11 protein-coding genes and 1 pseudogene are annotated in these 18,009 nt (G+C 62.6%); 2 read left to right on the top strand and 10 right to left on the bottom strand.

What is annotated here, in order from left to right; translation table 11 throughout:
* Positions 1-44: 44 nt before the first annotated feature.
* Together BBBF_RS00760 and BBBF_RS00755 are read left to right on the top strand one after the other, a co-directional pair.
* Complete coding sequence (locus BBBF_RS00760; protein WP_021648134.1) at positions 45-3,923, top strand: glycoside hydrolase family 2 TIM barrel-domain containing protein; 3,879 nt, start codon at positions 45-47, stop codon at positions 3,921-3,923.
* 372 nt (positions 3,924-4,295) lie between these two features.
* A complete protein-coding gene (locus BBBF_RS00755) occupies positions 4,296-5,285 on the top strand; it encodes a DUF559 domain-containing protein (RefSeq protein WP_013362985.1) in 990 nt (329 codons plus the stop codon).
* Positions 5,286-5,721: 436 nt separating this feature from the next.
* Here BBBF_RS00755 and ilvC (BBBF_RS00750) read toward each other — a convergent pair whose 3' ends face one another.
* The 10 genes and pseudogenes from ilvC (BBBF_RS00750) to fbaA all read right to left on the bottom strand — a co-directional run bounded on the left by ilvC (BBBF_RS00750) (position 5,722) and on the right by fbaA (position 17,939).
* Positions 5,722-6,774, bottom strand: a complete 1,053-nt coding sequence (gene ilvC, locus BBBF_RS00750; RefSeq protein WP_021648136.1) for a ketol-acid reductoisomerase — start codon at positions 6,772-6,774, stop codon at positions 5,722-5,724.
* 418 nt (positions 6,775-7,192) lie between these two features.
* A complete protein-coding gene (ilvC, locus tag BBBF_RS00745; protein ID WP_003811512.1) occupies positions 7,193-8,245 on the bottom strand; it encodes a ketol-acid reductoisomerase in 1,053 nt (350 codons plus the stop codon).
* Between the two features lie 245 nt (positions 8,246-8,490).
* On the bottom strand, positions 8,491-9,861 hold the full coding sequence (locus BBBF_RS00740; RefSeq protein ID WP_013389418.1) for an MFS transporter: 1,371 nt from the start codon (positions 9,859-9,861) through the stop codon (positions 8,491-8,493).
* Between the two features lie 589 nt (positions 9,862-10,450).
* On the bottom strand, positions 10,451-12,136 hold the full coding sequence (locus BBBF_RS00735) for an MFS transporter (RefSeq protein WP_021648144.1): 1,686 nt from the start codon (positions 12,134-12,136) through the stop codon (positions 10,451-10,453).
* A 149-nt stretch (positions 12,137-12,285) separates the two neighbouring features.
* Positions 12,286-12,636 (bottom strand): annotated as a pseudogene (locus tag BBBF_RS00730) (alpha-amylase family glycosyl hydrolase); the annotation flags it as partial.
* A gap of 64 nt (positions 12,637-12,700) precedes the next feature.
* Positions 12,701-13,747, bottom strand: a complete 1,047-nt coding sequence (locus BBBF_RS00725) for a LacI family DNA-binding transcriptional regulator (RefSeq protein ID WP_013389415.1) — start codon at positions 13,745-13,747, stop codon at positions 12,701-12,703.
* Positions 13,748-13,906: 159 nt separating this feature from the next.
* A complete protein-coding gene (locus BBBF_RS00720) occupies positions 13,907-14,275 on the bottom strand; it encodes a fluoride efflux transporter FluC (protein WP_013389414.1) in 369 nt (122 codons plus the stop codon).
* A 1-nt stretch (position 14,276) separates the two neighbouring features.
* A complete protein-coding gene (locus BBBF_RS00715) occupies positions 14,277-15,221 on the bottom strand; it encodes a fluoride efflux transporter FluC (RefSeq protein ID WP_014759747.1) in 945 nt (314 codons plus the stop codon).
* A gap of 74 nt (positions 15,222-15,295) precedes the next feature.
* Positions 15,296-16,582: an adenylosuccinate synthase gene (locus tag BBBF_RS00710; RefSeq protein ID WP_003817639.1), complete on the bottom strand. Its 1,287-nt coding sequence runs from the start codon at positions 16,580-16,582 to the stop codon at positions 15,296-15,298.
* 289 nt (positions 16,583-16,871) lie between these two features.
* Positions 16,872-17,939, bottom strand: coding sequence for a class II fructose-bisphosphate aldolase (gene fbaA / locus BBBF_RS00705; protein WP_013362976.1), 1,068 nt, complete (start codon positions 17,937-17,939; stop codon positions 16,872-16,874).
* Positions 17,940-18,009: the final 70 nt, after the last annotated feature.

The following is an 18,009-nucleotide window of genomic DNA, read 5'->3' as shown; positions in this document are numbered from 1 at the left end:
AGTGTCATCGCACTGGCACATGCACAACCAAGGAGGGCTCCATCATGTTCATTCCCCGGTACTACGAGAGTCTCGGCCATCTACATGTCGGCACGCAGCCGAACCGCGCGTATTACGTGCCCGCGTCCACGCCGATGGACACGGTCGGCGAGAATCGCGTGAATTCCGACCGTTTCATGCTGCTGAACGGCGACTGGGATTTCAAGTATTATGCGAGCATCTACGACTTGGACGCCGAGGTCTCCCGACTGCGCGCCGCCGGCCGCCCGGTGTTCTATGACGTGGATTTCGGCGGGGATGACGCACCGGAGAACGCCGATCCGCGCACTGCCGCCACGGGTGCGCTGGCGGCGGACGGCTTCACGACGACGCCGGTGCCGAGCGTGTGGCAGAACCATGGTTTCGACCGCCACCAGTACACGAATTTCGACTATCCGTTCCCGTTCGACCCGCCGTTCGTGCCGCAGGACAACCCGTGCGGCGTGTACCTGTGCGATTTCATGCATACGTCCGATCCTGACGCACCCTGCACGTACCTGAATTTCGAGGGCGTGGATTCGGCGTTCTATGCGTGGGTGAACGGCGAGTTCGTCGGGTATTCGCAGGTGTCGCATTCGACCAGCGAGTTCGATGTGACCGACGTGCTGGAGGACGGCGTGAACACGCTGGCCGTGCTGGTGCTGAAGTGGTGCGACGGCAGCTATCAGGAGGATCAGGACAAGTTCCGCATGAGCGGCATCTTCCGTGACGTGTATCTGCTGGACCGTCCCGAGTATGCGATTCGTGACATGTTCGTGCATACGTCGATTTGGCGCAATGTCGATTCCGCGCTGGTTGAGGCCGGCATCAGCGATGACGAATATGATGCGTCGCCGGTCGATCACGCGACGGTCGACGTGGATTTCGCGTTCTTCGACGATGCGGATGTGCCGGTCAAGGTGCAGCTGTTCGATGAGGATGGCGAGCTGGTGGCAGAGACGGCCGCGGAGCCGATCGATGATCCGATGGCCGGGGACGAGGACGACGTGACGGTTCGGACACAGCCCGACGCGAGCGAAGCCGACGACGCGACCGGCACTGGCAGCGACGACACCGCCGCGGACGACGAAGAAGAAGGCGTCATCGAGTCGATCGACGACGTGGCCGCCATCGACGATGACTCCACGGACGCACAGGCCGCACTGCGCATCGCGTCGGTGACCGGCACGCTCGCCGGCGGCGCGAACGGAACCGGATTCACCGGAGACAGCGCGTTCGCCCCGACCGCGCACGCATCCCTGGCAGTCGACGACCCGCATCTGTGGACCGCCGAGACGCCGTACCTGTACACCATCGTGTACACCACCGCGAACGAGGTCATCACCGCGCTCGTCGGCATCCGCGAGGTCAGCGTGGATGGCAATGTGGTCAAGGTCAACGGCAAGCCGATCAAGCTCCACGGCGTCAACCGGCACGACAGCGACCCGGTGACCGGCCCGGTCATCAGCGAGGAGCAGCTCATGCGCGACCTCACGCTGATGAAGGAGCACAACGTCAACGCGATCCGCACCAGCCATTACCCGAACGCGCCGCACTTCTACGACCTGTACGACCGTCTCGGCTTCTACGTGGTGGCCGAGGCTGACAACGAGAGCCACGGCGCGATGCGCGGCGTGCATCCGGACGAGAGCGACGCGGCTGTCAACAAGCGCTGGAACCGGCCTATCGCCGACAACCCCGCGTGGATCGCGCCGACCGTTGACCGCGCGCAGCGCAGCGTGGAGCGCGACAAGAACCATGCGAGCATCATCTTCTGGTCGATGGGCAACGAGTGTGCGTACGGCTGTACGTTCGAGGCGGCGCTGCTGTGGACGCAGACCTTCGATCCGAGCCGCCTGACGCACTATGAGAGCGCCCGGTATGTGGATGAGGGACAGGAGTGCGATTACAGCTATCTTGACGTACACAGCCGTATGTACCCGTCCGTCGAGGAGATCGACCAGTACTTCTCCGAGGAGGGGCCGCGCACGCCGGACGGGCTGCGCGACGGCAGCAACGGCGATGACGGCGACAACGGCGTCAAGCCGTACGTGCTGTGCGAATTCTGCCATGCGATGGGCAACGGCCCGGGCGATCTGGAGGATTATTTCACGCGCATCCAGCGTTATGACGGCCTGGTCGGCGGCTTCATCTGGGAGTGGTGCGACCATGCGATCGACCGTGGCACGAACGCGGCCGGCGAGCGCGAGTACGCGTACGGCGGCGATTCGGGCGAGTACCCGCATTTCGGCAATTTCTGCATGGACGGCTTGGTGTACCCGGACCGCACGCCGCATACCGGGCTGCTGGAGTTCAAGAACGTGTATCGGCCGGTGCGCGTGACCGGTTTCGACGCGGCCGCGGGCACGGTGACGCTGCACAATTACCTGGACTTCCTGGATGCCGCCGACGCGGTGTTCATGACGTTCGAGCTGCTGGTGGATGGCGCGGAGACCGCATGGGCTGCGTGGGAGAGTGATCCTGCGGCGGGCGCGACGTTCCGGGAGGAGCATCCCGGCAATTACACGCCGTCGATGCCATCGATCGCGCCGCATGGTGACGCGGTCGTCGACATACCGGCTGAGATCCTTGATGCCATACCCGAGGCCGGGAACGTGACAATGCTGGTGAAGTACTATCAGGCGACGGACACCGAGACACTGCCGATCGGCTTCGAGCTCGGCTTCGACGAGGTCGCCGTGCCGACCGCGGATCCACGCAATCAGACGGTCGTCGCCGCGCTGGCCGATATCGCCGATGGCATCGGCTCGGATGACGATGTCGACGACGTTGCCGATGACGGCACCGATAGCGTAGAAGGCGCCGACGATGGAGCGAACGATGCCGCGGATGCCGGCTACGACGACGTCGTGCTGGCAGACCCGCTGACCGTCATGCAGACCGATGCCTCGATCACCGTGGAAGGCTCGACGTTCCGGTATGTGCTCGACCGCCGTACCGGCCTGTTCTCGTCGATGTCGTTCGCGAACCGGTCGCTGCTTAACAGGCCGATGGAGCTGAACGTGTGGCGCGCTCCCACCGACAACGACCAGTACATCAAGGCCGATTGGATTCGCGCCCAGTATGACCGCGCTCAGGCGCGCGCGTACGAGGTCGGTGTACTGGTCGATGAGGATGACGTCATCGCCAAGCCCGAGTCGATTGAACTGCGTGCGGACGATGAGGATGCGCCGGTCGCCTCGTTTGGAGACGATGCGATCCTCGACGACGGCAACGTCAACGCCGGCGACGTGAGCGCCATGGCGACGTCCGAGGACGGCTCGGTGGTGGTCGACGGCCAGGTGACGATCCATGCGACGATGGCGCTGGTGGCGCCGATTGTGCAGCGCATCGCCGACATCGACGCCGACTGGACCATCGCGCCCGACGGTTCGGTGGCGCTGCGCATGCATGTGATGCGCGACACCGATTTCCCGTTCCTGCCGCGTTTCGGCCTGCGCCTGTTCGTGCCGAAGCCGATGCGGCAGATCGCCTATTGCGGTCTCGGCCCGAACGAAAGCTACATCGACAAGCGCCGGTCCAGCTATCATGGCGTGTTCTCCGGCACTCCCGAATCGCTGTTCGAGCCGTATATCAAGCCGCAGGAGAACGGCAACCATCACGACTGCGATTGGGCGAGCATCGCCAGCGATGACGCCGAGCTGCTGGTGCTCCGTGCCGGTGACCATGCCTTCGACTTCCAGGCGCTGCCTTACACCCAGGAGGAGCTGACCGCCAAGGCTCACAACAGCGAGCTGAAGCCGGCGGATTCGACGGTGGTGTGCGTGGATTACATGCAGTCCGGCATCGGGTCCAACAGCTGCGGTCCCAAGCTGCACGAGAAATACCGCCTCGACGACGCGGAGTTCGATTTCGATCTCGTCCTGCGCCCGCAGGCGCTCTGAGGCGTTGGGTACGGGTATCGGATCAGTCACATGATCCGATACCCGTACCCGTGCACGGCGGAAGCCCGCAATACCGTCACTGTGTGCGGGGTGCGTCACCGTGTGCGCCCTCTCTCAGTGGCGCAACTCGCAGAACCGTTGAAAAATAAGGGATTTACATGGGCGTCACTGTGTGTGAGGACGCACAGAGTGACGCACTCCGCACACAGTGACGCGTTCCTCCATCCGCAGAGCAGCACCACACGCAGCATCTCCGCCAGTTACATATCCACATTCGCTACATCACTGTGGATAACCGATGAGTTATACACTTATCCACAGATTTGAGGCGGCCGGTGGCGCACCGCAGATTATCATGCTTACATTCAATCCATGAATACGAATCAGCACACCCCTGTCAACTCCAGCGCAACAGTCGCGAACAACTATCTTGCGCGCTCACTGCGCCAGCTGCAATCCACGACGTTCCTGCATTGCATGGAACACTCACGAAAAACCATCAACACCTCGCCACCGGTCTATACCGGTATGACCGCATTACGTCTGGCAGGCATAGAGACACCGCTATGTTCAAGATTTGAAGCCGTGAAGTTCCAAGTACTGTACGTTGGGGAGCCAACCAAGAGATCCGGACGGAAAGATACGTCCTACCTGAAATGCCCGCCATCGTTGACGGGCATCGCCCACCTCACATGGACTCACGACAACATCACCATCGTCTACACGCACCCGCTGATGACATGGGCACTGCTGGCGCCGTATCTCACGCAAATCGAGGTAATCGTTCTGGCGGATGCCATACTGCGCGCGTCATCAGGCTCCATGACGGTCGCCAATATCTCGCGGTTCCTTGATGGAGCAGACGCGTTCCCGGGCAGAAGGAAATGCATTGATGCTCTCGTTTTCCTCGATGCCGTGACTGACTCCACCATGGAATGCCGCTGCACTCTCGTGATGCTGCGACATGGATTGCCGCAGCCGGTCAAACACTGGAAGATACTCATTCCGGAGTTGGCTCACGAGGCGACAGTCGATATCGCATACCCCAAACAACGGGTCATCATCGAATACGATGGAGACGCGCATCGCCGCGACAAACGACAATACCGATGGGACGAACGCAAGAGGCAGGCTTTGCGGGCGATGGGATATACAGTCATCGTCGTCTTTGCCGATGATATATTGACCTCGCAGGGGCGGCGACGATTCGCGCAAAGGGTGGCGAAAGCCCTTGACACCACCTGCCGGAATAGACCACACCCGAAATTCCGGGCACTGCTGGCAGATGATCGTGCTGAGACGGCCCGTCAGCGGCAACGTAGGTACCGCGCCAGAGAACGCCGCAAAGGGCGCCGCGTATGAGTCGGGCATCGCGGAAGACGACAGCGAACGAGCCTCGGCGCTGATACCACCAGCGTCGGATCCTGCAACTCGCACGTGATCATACGAAACATGCGAATCGTGCGACACAACCATGGTTATCGACCGTCACTGTGTGCGGATTGCGTCACTGTGCGCGACCTCTCTCAGTGACGCAATCTGCAGAACCGTTGAAAAATAAAGGGTTTACACAGGCGTCACTGTGTGCGAGGGCGCACACAGTGACGCAATTTGGCGTGATAGCAACCCTTGATACTCGTAATGTGTTCGTAAGCACATTGCTTACGAACACATTAATAGGACCAGATAAACGAAAGGTCGTCGTCTTCGGCGATGAACGACGAAGACAACGACCTGAGTCATGCGGTAAGGCCTGGCTTTACAGCTCTACGGTCTTACGGCCTCACAGCTTCAGAAATCACTGCACCTGGGCGCGGGCGATCTTGCCGGTGAAGGAGTTGGCCTCGTCGGCGTCCTTCACGGCGTCCTTGTTCCAAGAGAACATGGCGCGCAGCTTCGGGCCGACGGTCTCGATGCGCACGTTGGAGTACTCCTCCTGCAGCGCCTTGAACTTCGGAGCGCCGGCGTCCTGGTCGTCGATGAACTCCTTGGCGAAGGAGCCGTCCTGGATGCGCTTGAGGTGGTACTGCATGCGCTCACGCACGTGCTCGTCGATGCAGGTGTTGGTGTAGTCGCCGTACTGGGCGGTGTCGGAGCAGGACCAGCGGGCCTTGTTCAGACCGCCTTCGTTCATGAGGTCGACGAGCATCTTCAGCTCGTGGCAGACCTCGAAGTAGGCGATTTCAGGCTGGTAACCGGCGTCGGTGAGGACTTCGAAGCCCATCTCGACGAGCTTGTTCACGCCGCCCATGAGCACATTCTGCTCGCCGAACAGATCGGTCTCGGTCTCCTCGGTGAAGGTGGTCTTGATGGCGCCTGCACGCAGAGCGCCCAGAGCCTTGGCGTAAGCCAGGGTGATGTCCCAAGCGTCGCCACGTGGATCCTGCTCAACGGCCACGACGACCGGGACGCCACGGCCGGCGGCGTACTCACGACGCACGATGTGGCCCGGGCCCTTCGGAGCGACCATGAACACCGGGTGATCCTCGGAAGGCTTGATGTAGCCGTAGTGGATGTTGAAGCCGTGGGCGAAGGCGACGGCCGTGCCCGGCTTGATGTTGGGCTCGATGTCGTTGGCCCAGATCGTGCGCTGGTACTGGTCGGGGGCCAGAATCATGATTACGTCGGCCTCGGCGGCGGCTTCCGGCACGGACTTGACTTCAAGGCCCTGCTCCTTAGCGAAGGCGACCGACTTGGAGGTCGGGCGCAGGCCGATGACCACGTCAACACCCGAATCGCGCAGGTTCAGCGCATGCGCGTGGCCCTGCGAGCCGTAACCGATGATCGCGACCTTCTTGCCTTCGAGTACGGAGAGGTCACCGTCGTTGTCATACCAGATTTGTGCAGCCATGTTTGGCACTCCTTTACTTGCGTACCGGCACTCTTGCCGGCACACGGTGTCGTTTGTGGTTGCGCATTATGCAGGAGCCTGCATTCCGCGCGTTTGGGGTCGGGCATGGGCCCGGTCGATCCAAGCGTTAAGGATTTTGTCCTTAGAACTGAGGACTATCCTACCGGTAACGCCGCCACAGCCCCCTCACCGTCCACAACGTGAACCATCTCACTATTGGAGTATGAACAGTTCAGGCAGGGAGCGGGTGACACGGCGCAGGACGCGGCAATGTCGGCTTCGTTACCGGCCGCATCACCGGCAACGCAGAAGGCCGCCGCTCCCGAATGAACGGGAACGGCGGCCTTGTTATGCACCGCTCTCAGTCAGTCTGCGACCGACTGGCGGCTCCCTCCAGCGGGAGCCGGAGCGGAGGCGATCACTGAACCTGGGTACGAGCGATCTTGCCGTTGAAGGACTCGGCTTCGTCCTGGTCCTTGGCCGGGCCGTTGTTCCAGGAGAACATGGCGCGCAGCTTCGGGCCGACGGTCTCAAGGTGCGGGTGGGAGAACTTCTCCTGCAGTTCCTTGAACTTCGGGGCGCCGGCAGCCTGGTCATCCATGAACTCCTTGGCGAAGGAGCCGTCCTGGATGCGCTTGAGCTGGTACTGCATGCGCTTCTTGGTCTCGTCGGTGATGACGGTGGAGGTGTAGTCGCCGTACTGGGCGGTGTCGGAGCAGGACCAACGGGCCTTGTTCAGACCACCCTCGTTGGCCAGGTCGACCAGCATCTTCAGCTCGTGGAACACCTCGAAGTAGGCAATCTCCGGCTGGTAGCCGGCCTCGGTCAGCACGTCGAAGCCGAGGTCGCACAGGTGGTTGATGCCGCCCATGAGGACGTCCTGCTCGCCGAACAGATCGGTCTCGGTCTCCTCGGTGAAGGTCGTCTTGATGGCGCCGGCGCGCAGGGCGCCCAGAGCCTTGGCGTAAGCCAGGCACAGCGGCCAGGTCTTGCCGTCCGGGTCCTGCTCGACGGCCACGACGACCGGGACGCCACGGCCGGCGGCGTACTCACGACGCACGATGTGGCCCGGGCCCTTCGGAGCGACCATGAACACCGGGTGATCCTCGGAAGGCTTGATGTAGCCGTAGTGGATGTTGAAGCCGTGGGCGAAGGCCAAGGCAGCGCCCGGCTTCAGGTTCGGCTCGACGTCCTTCTTGTACACGGCGGCCTGGTACTGATCGGGCAGCAGGATCATGACCACGTCGGCCTCGGCGACGGCCTCGCCGACCGGCTTGACCTCAAGGCCCTGCTCCTTGGCGAACTCGACGGACTTGGAGGTCGGGCGCAGGCCGACGACCACGTCAACGCCGGAGTCGCGCAGGTTCAGCGCATGCGCGTGGCCCTGGGAGCCATAACCGAGGATGGCGACCTTCTTGCCATCGAACACGGACAGATCGGCGTCCTTCTCATACCAGATAGTTGCTGCCATAATAGGCACTCCTTTAATTGGATGTCTTGCCGCCGAACGCGCTCGCTTTCGACGGCCCTCTTGGTTGCAGACGGCTTCCACGCGGGATTGTGTCCCGCGCCAAAGTCATCCCCTCCTGTGGCTCATTTCTAGTACCACTGGAGGCGACGTGGTTGCCCACGTCCAAATATTGAATGATTGTTTTTGTGTATTGTTGTTATTTTTTGGGAGTTCAAGCGCGGCCGGGCGGTACCCGACCATCGCCGTCACTTCGTAAAGTCGACGTCCTTGGTCTCCTTGCAGGTCGCCAACGCAATCAGGCAGCAGACGGCCATCACGGCAAGATACAGACCCACCGAATGCACGCCGAAGTTCTTCGACAGCCACGTGGCGATGGTCGGCACGAAAGCAGCGCCGACGATGGCGGCGAGGTTGTAGCCGATGCCGGAGCCGGAGTAACGCACGTTCGCGTCGAACAGCTCGGGCAGGAAGGCGCCGATCGGGCCGAAGGCGATGCCCATCAGGGCGAAGCCGAGGCATAGGAACACCATGGTGGCCGCGAAGTTCTTCTGACCGACCAGGCCGCTGTCCAGCAGGAACGGGAACAGCACGGCGAACACGACCAGCGCGCAGGACGAGAACATCAGCACGCGACGACGGCCGATCCGGTCGGCATACAGGCAGGAAAGCACGATGAACAGCGCGAACACGCAGATGGAGATCATCAGCATGAGCAGGTACTCCTGGTTGGTGAAGCCGAGGTCGCCGCCGCCTTCACGCTTGATCTTGGTGCCCCATGCGAGCGACCAGGTGGCGAGCGTGTAGAACAGCGTGTAGGTCACGGCCACGAGGAACGTCGCCTGCAGCACCTGCTTCCAGGACTTGCGGAACACCTCAGTCAGCGGGGACTTGACGACTTTCTTCTGCTCCTGGGCCATGCGGAAGATCGGGGTCTCCTCCATGTGGACTCGCACGACGAGGCCGATGATCACCAGCACGGCGGACAGCAGGAACGGCACACGCCAACCCCAGGCGCACATCGCATCGGTGTCATTGAACGACTCCAGCACGAAGTAGGTGCCGTTCGACAGGAAGAAGCCGATCGGGGCGCCGAGCTCCGGGAAGGAGCCGTACAGCGCACGCTTGTCTTCGGGCGCGTTCTCGGTGGCGACCAGCGCAGCACCGGACCATTCGCCGCCAAGGCCGATGCCCTGGATGAAACGCAGCAGACACAGTACCGCGACCGCGCCGACACCGACCTGACTGTAGGTCGGCAGGCAGCCGATGAGGAACGTGCCGACGCCCATGGTCATCAGCGAGACGACCAGCGTGGTCTTGCGGCCCATGCGGTCACCGAAGTGGCCGAAGATCAGGGATCCCAGCGGACGAGCGATGAACGCGATGGCGAAGGTCAGCAGGCTCATCAGCAGCGCGACGGTGGGGTTGTCCTTCGCGGAGAAGAAGATGCGCGGGAAGTAGTTCGCTGCGGCGGTGCCGTAGGCGTAGAAGTCGTAGAATTCGATGGCGGTTCCGACCATCGAGGCGGCGATCACGGTCTTGACCGAGTCACGGACCATCGCCTTTGCTTTTCCACCCACCGAAGTGGTGCCGTCAGCTGTCAGTGTGACTGCTGTCATTGTTAGCTCCTGTTACTGCACGCGGACGAGCCCGCGATTTTTTATTCTGTTCTCTCTCGTTTGCCGCTTTGCTGATCCGGTGACCTTGTGGGACGCATCAAAAAAGCCCCGCGACTCGTGCAGGGCTATACGATTGGTTGCTCGCTGAGCCCTGCCTTCGTTGGCGGGGTTCCAAGCAGTGATGCCGAATCAGTCCGCCAACGAAGACGGAATAATAATTCGTGCAGACAGCAGAACAACGTTAACGGTAGTTGCGTTAGCGGCGTTATCAGCAGCATATCCAGTCATCGCGGCGAACCTCCTTTCGGTATTGAACGTGTCTTTCGAGCTCTTTCGCGCTCGACTGTCCGACAACATAGGCGCGGAATTCCACGACAGCCATCAAAGGTTCACTATGTGGACGGCCGCAGCATAACAACATCGGCGGCGTCGGCACAACCTGTCTGCGTTCCGCCTGCATTACAGACAGACACATCGACGCCCCATCCCGCGAAAGTCCCATTTCAGCAGCAACGGATGGGACTAATCGCGGATAGGATGATGCCTCAATCCCAAACGAGGCGCGACAGCGGCCAATCCGGCCGGATTGCTAGCGCTTCATCGAAATCGTGACGACCGCGGACGCGAGCACACAGACGATGGCCGCCGGGAACAGCACCGAGAAACCGCCGGTGACGGCCACACCGACCGCGCCGATTATCGCGGCGAGCGCCAGACCGACGGAATTCGACAGGTTGAAGAACGCCAAATCATGGCCGGCCGAACGCGCATCCGGCAACGCGCCCATCGCAAGCAACTGGCCGAACGTATCGATCAGGCCGAACGCGAACCCTCCGATCAGGGCGAACAGCACCATGCTGACGGCGCTCGGCATGGTCATGGGCAAAGCCAACGCCACCGTGTACAGCACGCAGGAAATGACCGACAGATACCGCGGATCCTCAATGTACTCACCCACCGGACCGGCGATGAACGCGGCACCCACGGAACCGACGAGCGTCGCCAAGGCCATCGAGGCGATCAACGAGCACACCGGTACCGCGATCGGAGAGGAGTTGCCTTGCGTGAACCAATCCCGGAAGATCAGCGCCGATGCGATGAACCACAGGAACATGGTCGTCAGTCCGACACCAGCCGACACCAAGGAGCGCGAAGCGAACGCCTTCCAGAATTCGACGGCGTGCCGCGGCGCGCGGAACCGCTCCATCAGCATGTGCGCACTCATCGCCGTATGCGGCTGCTCCTCGCTCGACGGTTCCTTCGGCCACACCAGCACCGGCACGATGCCGGCCAGCAGGAACACCGCGGCGGCCGCGGCGAACGGCGTATACAGCCCGCCGAACACGACGCAGGCGACGCCGATCCACACGCCCAGCGCCTGGCCGACCATCTGGCCGATGCCACGCGCGCGCACGATGCGCGGACGGAACTTGTCGGGCACTCGCTCGCTGAACGCAGCCGCCATCGGCACGGTCAGCATCACATAACCGACCTGCACCAGACCCCACAGCAACGCGATGCCCACCACGTTCGAGCACAGTCCCAGCGCCAGCGTCATCACCGCGGAGACGACGCCTCCCGCGATGATCCACGGCGTGCGCCGGCCAGCGGCCACGCGCGTGCGATCGGACAGCGCGGAGACGACGGCCTCGGCAATCAGCGACACGACGACGCCCACGACAACAACCACGGCCAGATCAATGGCCCATGCCGACGCCACCCCGCCGTCGCCGACCGCGCCAATGCGACTGACCAGGCTCTCGGAGAGTTCCTGGCCGCCACCGGAGAACGCCGCGCGGGAGGCAACCGCGCTGGAGACCCGCTGCCAGCTGACTTTCGCTATGACCGCAGGCAGCGCGAGCAGGTTCAATGCGGCCCATGGCACGATCGACATGGTCGCGCCCACCGCGAAGCCCCACGACAGGCGGGTCACCTGACCGGGGTTCGGGCGCTGGCCGTCGGCGCTGACCACCGGGTCGCGCATGTCCACGTACGCCGAGCCCATGTCCGGGACCGCCGTGTCGACGGAGGCCGCGGCCGCCGCGGGAGATCCCTCCGAAGTCATCTGCGCGACCTGGGTCTCGGCTTGCGTCACGGACGCCTCGACCTTGCGCCGCGGCTGATGCACGGCCAAGCGGGCGACCGCGGACTTGTCTTCGGGGCTGAGCACCTTGTCGTAATCAGGCCGATCATCGATGCCGGGGCGAATGTACACGCTGCCCGGCAACGGCTTCGGAGCGGGGAATTCGTTCGGTTGCTGCTGATCATCGGTCATGATATCGGTTTACTTCTCTTCTCTTGTGCGCTCTCGTTACGGGTATACAACTATCGTAACGGTCGCATATTACACGATGACGCGGCACGGCCGATATGCCGGCCGCGTCGCGTGAGACTTTTGGGAGTGCGGAACTTGCGAGATTCGCCGCGCGGGCGGCAGATGCCGGCGAGGTCTTCTTCGGTGGCGCCGTTCGGGAATACGGAGCTCATGGTCAGGAACATCGGGTAGTACTCGGATTTCTCGCCGTTCTTCAGCACGTCCTGGAACTGCGCGGATTCCCAGCTCATGTGGTTGACAATCGCGTCGACGATGATGTCGTGGGACTTGCTGAGTTCGGCCACGTCATCCCAGGAGCCCAGGCGCGGGTCCACCTTGGTGTGGTCGATCGGATCAAAGCCGGCGGCGGCGCCGTCGAACGGCGTGAAGAACGGCAGGACGTGGACACCGTCGTACACCCCGGCGAAGCGGGTGCGCAGCACATCGGTGAGCGAGGCGATGGTGCCGTCGCCGAAGCGGTTGGCGTAGGTACCGCCTCCGGACTCGCTGGCGGAGGCGCGGCGATCAGCGCCGAGTGGTGTCGGCCTCGCGCAGGGAAACAGGGATTACGTCACCGGCGGAATCGACCGGGCGCCCCTCGATGGCATCCATCATGCGGGCGACGGCCGTGCCGGCAAGCGCATCGAAGTCCTGGCATACGGCGGTCAGACGCAACCCTGCCATGTCGGTCAGATACGTGCCATCATAGGCGACGACCTGCACGTCCTGCGGCACACGCATGCCGCGGCGAAACACCTCCTGCACGCAGCAGGCGGCACCGATATCGGAACTGACTACGGCATCCACGTCGGTAAAACGGTCGAACAGTTCGCGCATGGCCGTCGCACAACCCTGAAAATCCGCCACTTCCCCGGCCTCGATGTACTCGCACCGAATGCCTGCACGCTGCAGTTCACGCTCCAGCGTCAGGTAATAGCGCACGGTCGGGAACGTGGTGTTCCCGGGCGATTCCGTCTGCCGCACCTCGCCAGTCGGCGTCTGCGCCAGATCATGGAACTGCCTGCACGGGCCGCCTACCATCGCCACATGCCGGGAACCATTATGAATCAACAGGTCGGCGATCAGTCGCCCGCCCTGCTCGTGATCGGAGCCGACCGATGGGATGCCCTCGCCGAGATAACAGTCGAACCCCACGATGGGCCGACCGATCGAAGTCCAGTAATCCGGAGCGTGCTCGGTGTGCGCCGCCATCACGATGCCATCCATCATATGCCGGCGGAGCATGTCGACGTACTCGGCCTCGCCAGTACCCGAATCGGCCGTCGAGCACAGCATGGTACGCAGCCCCCGCTCCGACAGCTCTCGCTGCAGACCGGCCGCCAACGTGGCGAAGAACGGATGGCGGATGGTGGGCACGATGACGCCGACGGTGTTGGTGCGGTCATGATACAGGTTGCGGGCGAGCTCGTTCGGCACATAATTGAGCGCACGCATGGCTTCGGCGACGCGCTCGCGCATGTCATCGGACACGCACCCGGCACCATTCACCACCAGCGACACCGTACTCAACGACACCCCGGCCTTTTTGGCCACATCACGCATCCCGACCATGCCCCCACTCCATCGTTTGCCGTCACAATATGACTGTTCGCCTAATTGTATACAGAACGACGCTCTCAAAACTTGCAGATACAAAAACAGAACCCCCTATTTTCCAACAACATCGTTTTTGTATCTGCGAGTTTTGAGAGCCACTCCAGCGCAGACGAGCTACCGCACCAGCGCGATCAGCCCCCAACCCAGCACCACACACACCACCGGCACCAGCACGGTCATCATGAAGTACACGGCGGCCGCGGCGTATTTGCCGCTGCGGGCGAGCGACACCATCTCGTTGATAGCCGTGGAAAACGTAGAGAAACCGCCTAGGAAGCCGGTGACGAACAGCAGGTACGACGAATGGTCGGCCGTCTGGTAGAAGTAGGCCGCGGCGGCCACGCCGGCGAAGAACGTGGCGAGCACGTTGATGATGAACGTGGACAGCGGGAACGCGCGGTTCCACCACCGTTGAATCGAGGTGTTCAGGACGAACCGCGTCACGGCGCCCAAGCCGCCGCACATACAGATCAGGGCAAACATGTCAGCGCACCTCCCCGGTTTCAGGATCAGGCCTGAGCGGAATTTCCGCGGTGATCGGATCCGGTTCGAACGACGGAAGGTGCTGTTCGTCGGATACTGGCATGTCTTGTACGCGGCCCGCAGCCGGTTCCGAACCGGCCTGACTTTCAACAGCCAAGTCTGCTCCGGACGGAGCGCCGGCGGCCTGCGACTCGCGCACCGCGCGAGCCACCACGCGCGCCTCGCGTTTTCGGCTCAGCGCAAGGCCCAGCATGGTGCCAAGCCACGCGATGATCAAACCGCAGATGAAGCTCAGCAGCGTGTAGGTCACGAATCCCACGATGTTCTCGGCGCGCAACGAGTTCAGGTCCTCGATCATCATCGCCGACAACGTGGAGAACCCGCCGCACATGCCCATGCCGACACCGCGGCTGACCAGCTGGCGGATGCGCTTGCGAATCCACGCCGCCTGCGACATGTACGTGCTCAGGGCGGCGAAGATGAAGCACGCCAGCATGTTCGCTATGAACGTGGCGGTGTGGAACGAATGAAGGAGACCACTTGGCGCGGCCGGATTCGGCAGGAGCAGCGAGAGCCCGTATCGTATCGCCGTGCCGAAGAACCCGCCAACGAACACCACCAAATACAGCATGCCATCGGCGAGGGGATTGAATTTCGCCTGCACGCGCTTGGCCGGGGCCAGTGGAATGGAAGGTGGTGCTACTGCGGCTGCCAGTCCGGTGGGCCGAGGCGCCGAGTATTCGATTTCGGAGGCGCTGATCTCTTGGGTCGATGGCGCCGGCTCGTCCGCGGCGAGGGCGTGAGCCTCGCTTGGAGTCGAGTCCGGCGCGGAAGTGTCGGCGACGTCGGACCCGGCAGAGACGGATTCGATGTCCCCCGCGCCGGCGGCGTCGCCGCCATCGGATTCGTCATGCGAGGAGGGCACGAACGGTACAGACTGATTCATGATCTGAAACCCTTGTAGTACGCGGATTCACTCTGTCCCGGCAGCCGTGGGTCGGCGAGATCGCCGAATGGCGGCTAGTCGAGAAGCGAGTGGACGGAAATGATGTGGTCGCGCTGAGGACCGGTGCCGATCACGGAGATGCGGCAGTTACTCAGAGCTTCAAGACGCTTGACGTACGCCTGGCAGGCGGCGGGCAGCTCGTCGAACTCGTGGACCTGCGAAATGTCCTCGGTCCAGCCGGGCATGGTCTCGTAAATCGGCTTGGCAGCAGAGAAGGCGGCCTGATCCGTCGGCATATCGTCGTAACGCTCGCCATCCACGTCGTAGGCGACGCAGATCGGAATCTCTTTGAGACCGGTGAGCACGTCGAGCTTGGTGAGCACGAGGTCGGTCAGACCGTTGACCTGGCTGGCGTAGCGGTTCACGACCGCATCGAACCAGCCGCAGCGGCGCGGACGGCCGGTGGTCACGCCGAACTCGTGGCCCTGCTGGCGAAGCCATTCGCCGGATTCGTCGAACAGCTCGGTGGGGAACGGGCCCTCGCCGACTCGGGTCACGTACGCCTTGGAGACGCCGACCACGCGGGTGATCTTGGTGGGGCCGACGCCGGTGCCGGTGCAGGCGCCGCCGGCGGTTGGGTTGGAGGAAGTGACGAACGGGTAAGTGCCATGATCCACGTCAAGCATCGTGGCCTGGGCGCCTTCGAACAGCACGGTCTTGCCCTCGTCGAGAGCCTTGTTCAGAATCAGGCCGGTGTTGGCGACGTACGGCTTGAGGCGTTCGCCGAGCTTGAGCAGCTCGTCAGTGGTCTGGTCCACGTCGATGGCGCGACGGTTGTACAGCTTGACCAGAATCTGGTTCTTCTGGTGCAGACTGGCTTCGACCTTGTCATGCAGGTGCTCGGCGTTGAACAGGTCGTGCACGCGGATGCCGACGCGGTTGATCTTGTCGGCGTAGGCCGGGCCGATACCGCGGCCGGTGGTGCCGATCTTATGCTTGCCGAGGAAACGCTCGGTCACCTTGTCGAGCGTGCGATGGTAAGGCGCGATGACATGTGCAGCCTCGCTCACCAGCAGGCGGGAGCAGTCCACGCCGCGGCTTTCAAGACCATCAATCTCCTCGAACAGCACTTCCGGATCCACGACGACGCCGTTGCCGATCACGGGGGTGACGTTCGGGCTGATGATGCCGGAAGGCAGCAGGTGCAACGCATACATCTGGTCGCCGACCATCACGCTGTGGCCGGCATTGTTGCCGCCGTTGAAACGGGCCACATAGTCCACTTTGGTACCGATCAGATCGGTAGCCTTGCCTTTGCCTTCGTCGCCCCACTGAGCGCCGATCAACACGATTCCGGACATACTGCACCTCCGCATCCGCACAATTCCGCCGGGAACAGCCTACCGTATGCCCTCTACTGCGAAGGTAAGCGCTGGGGCGGCGGTTACCGTCGCATTCGTTTTGTCAACGCCCATATCAACATGGGCGCGAACGGCTGCAACTTGCCGTCCTTGCCTTGTTGAAGTTCCTGCAGTCTCTCCCTGCACTTGCGTGGGAAATCCCGCGCCGACGCATTTTTCCAATATTCAGCCATCATATCGGAAGACCGTAACTCGACAGCTGCGGTTGCATCTACCGCGGCGACCGACGTCACTTCAGGGCTTTGCCGGCGGAACCGAGCTGCTTGCAGGCCTCCACGATGCGGGCCGCCATCGCGCTCTCGGCCTCGCGGCCCCAGGAGCGCGGATCGTACAGCTTCTTCTCGCCGACCTCGCCGTCCACCTTGAGCACGGCATCGTAGTTCGAGAACACATGATCGGCGATCGCACGGGTGAACGCGTACTGCGTGTCCGTATCGATGTTCATCTTGACGACGCCGTACCGCACCGCCTCGGCGATCTCTTCCGGGCGAGAGCCCGAACCGCCGTGGAACACCAGAGCGAACGGCTTGCCGTTCGGAAAATCGACGGCCCCGGCGGCGGATGCGATACGCCCGTCCACCACGGCCTGAGCCGCCTCGCGCTGGATGTCGCCCAACAGTTCCGGGCGCAACTTGACCACGCCGGGCTTGTAGCTGCCGTGAACGTTGCCGAACGTGAACGCGGCCATGTACCGGCCGCGCTCTCCCAGGCCGAGACGCTGGGCGACCTTCACGCCATCGGCCGGCGTGGAATACAGTTTTTCGTTGATTTCGGCGCTATGACCGTCCTCTTCGCCGCCGACCGCGCCGATTTCGATTTCCAGGATCGTGCGCGCGGCGACGGACTTGTCGAGCAGCTGTTCGGCGATGGCGAGGTTTTCGTCCAGCGGAACCGTCGAACCGTCCCACATGTGGGACTGGAACATCGGCTCGCGGCCGTGCGCCACCTCATCGGCCTCCATGTCCAGCAGGGGACGCACCCAACCGTCCAGATACTGCTTGGCGCAATGGTCTGTGTGCAACGCGACGGTGATATGCGGGTAGCGCTTCGCCACCTCATGCGCGAACGCCGCGAACGCCAACGACCCGGTCACGCGGTCGTTCACGCCCTGACCGGAAAAATACGCGGCGCCGCCCACTGAAACCTGGATGATGCCATCCGACTCGGCATCGGCAAAACCCTGCAGCGCAGCGTTCAGCGTTTGGGAGCTCGTCACATTGATCGCCGGGTAGGCATATCCGCCGCGGCGCGCGGCGTCCAGCATTTCAGCGTATCGTTCGGCAGTTGCAATCGTCATACCTGCATTATCCCGCGACCATGCAACATTTGGCACCACCGCTACTCCGGCCGGAGCCGCCGGGCGGAAT

Source organism: Bifidobacterium bifidum ATCC 29521 = JCM 1255 = DSM 20456 (genome assembly GCF_001025135.1).
GTDB lineage: Bacteria > Actinomycetota > Actinomycetes > Actinomycetales > Bifidobacteriaceae > Bifidobacterium > Bifidobacterium bifidum.
This window is presented reverse-complemented; position numbering and strand designations above follow the sequence as displayed.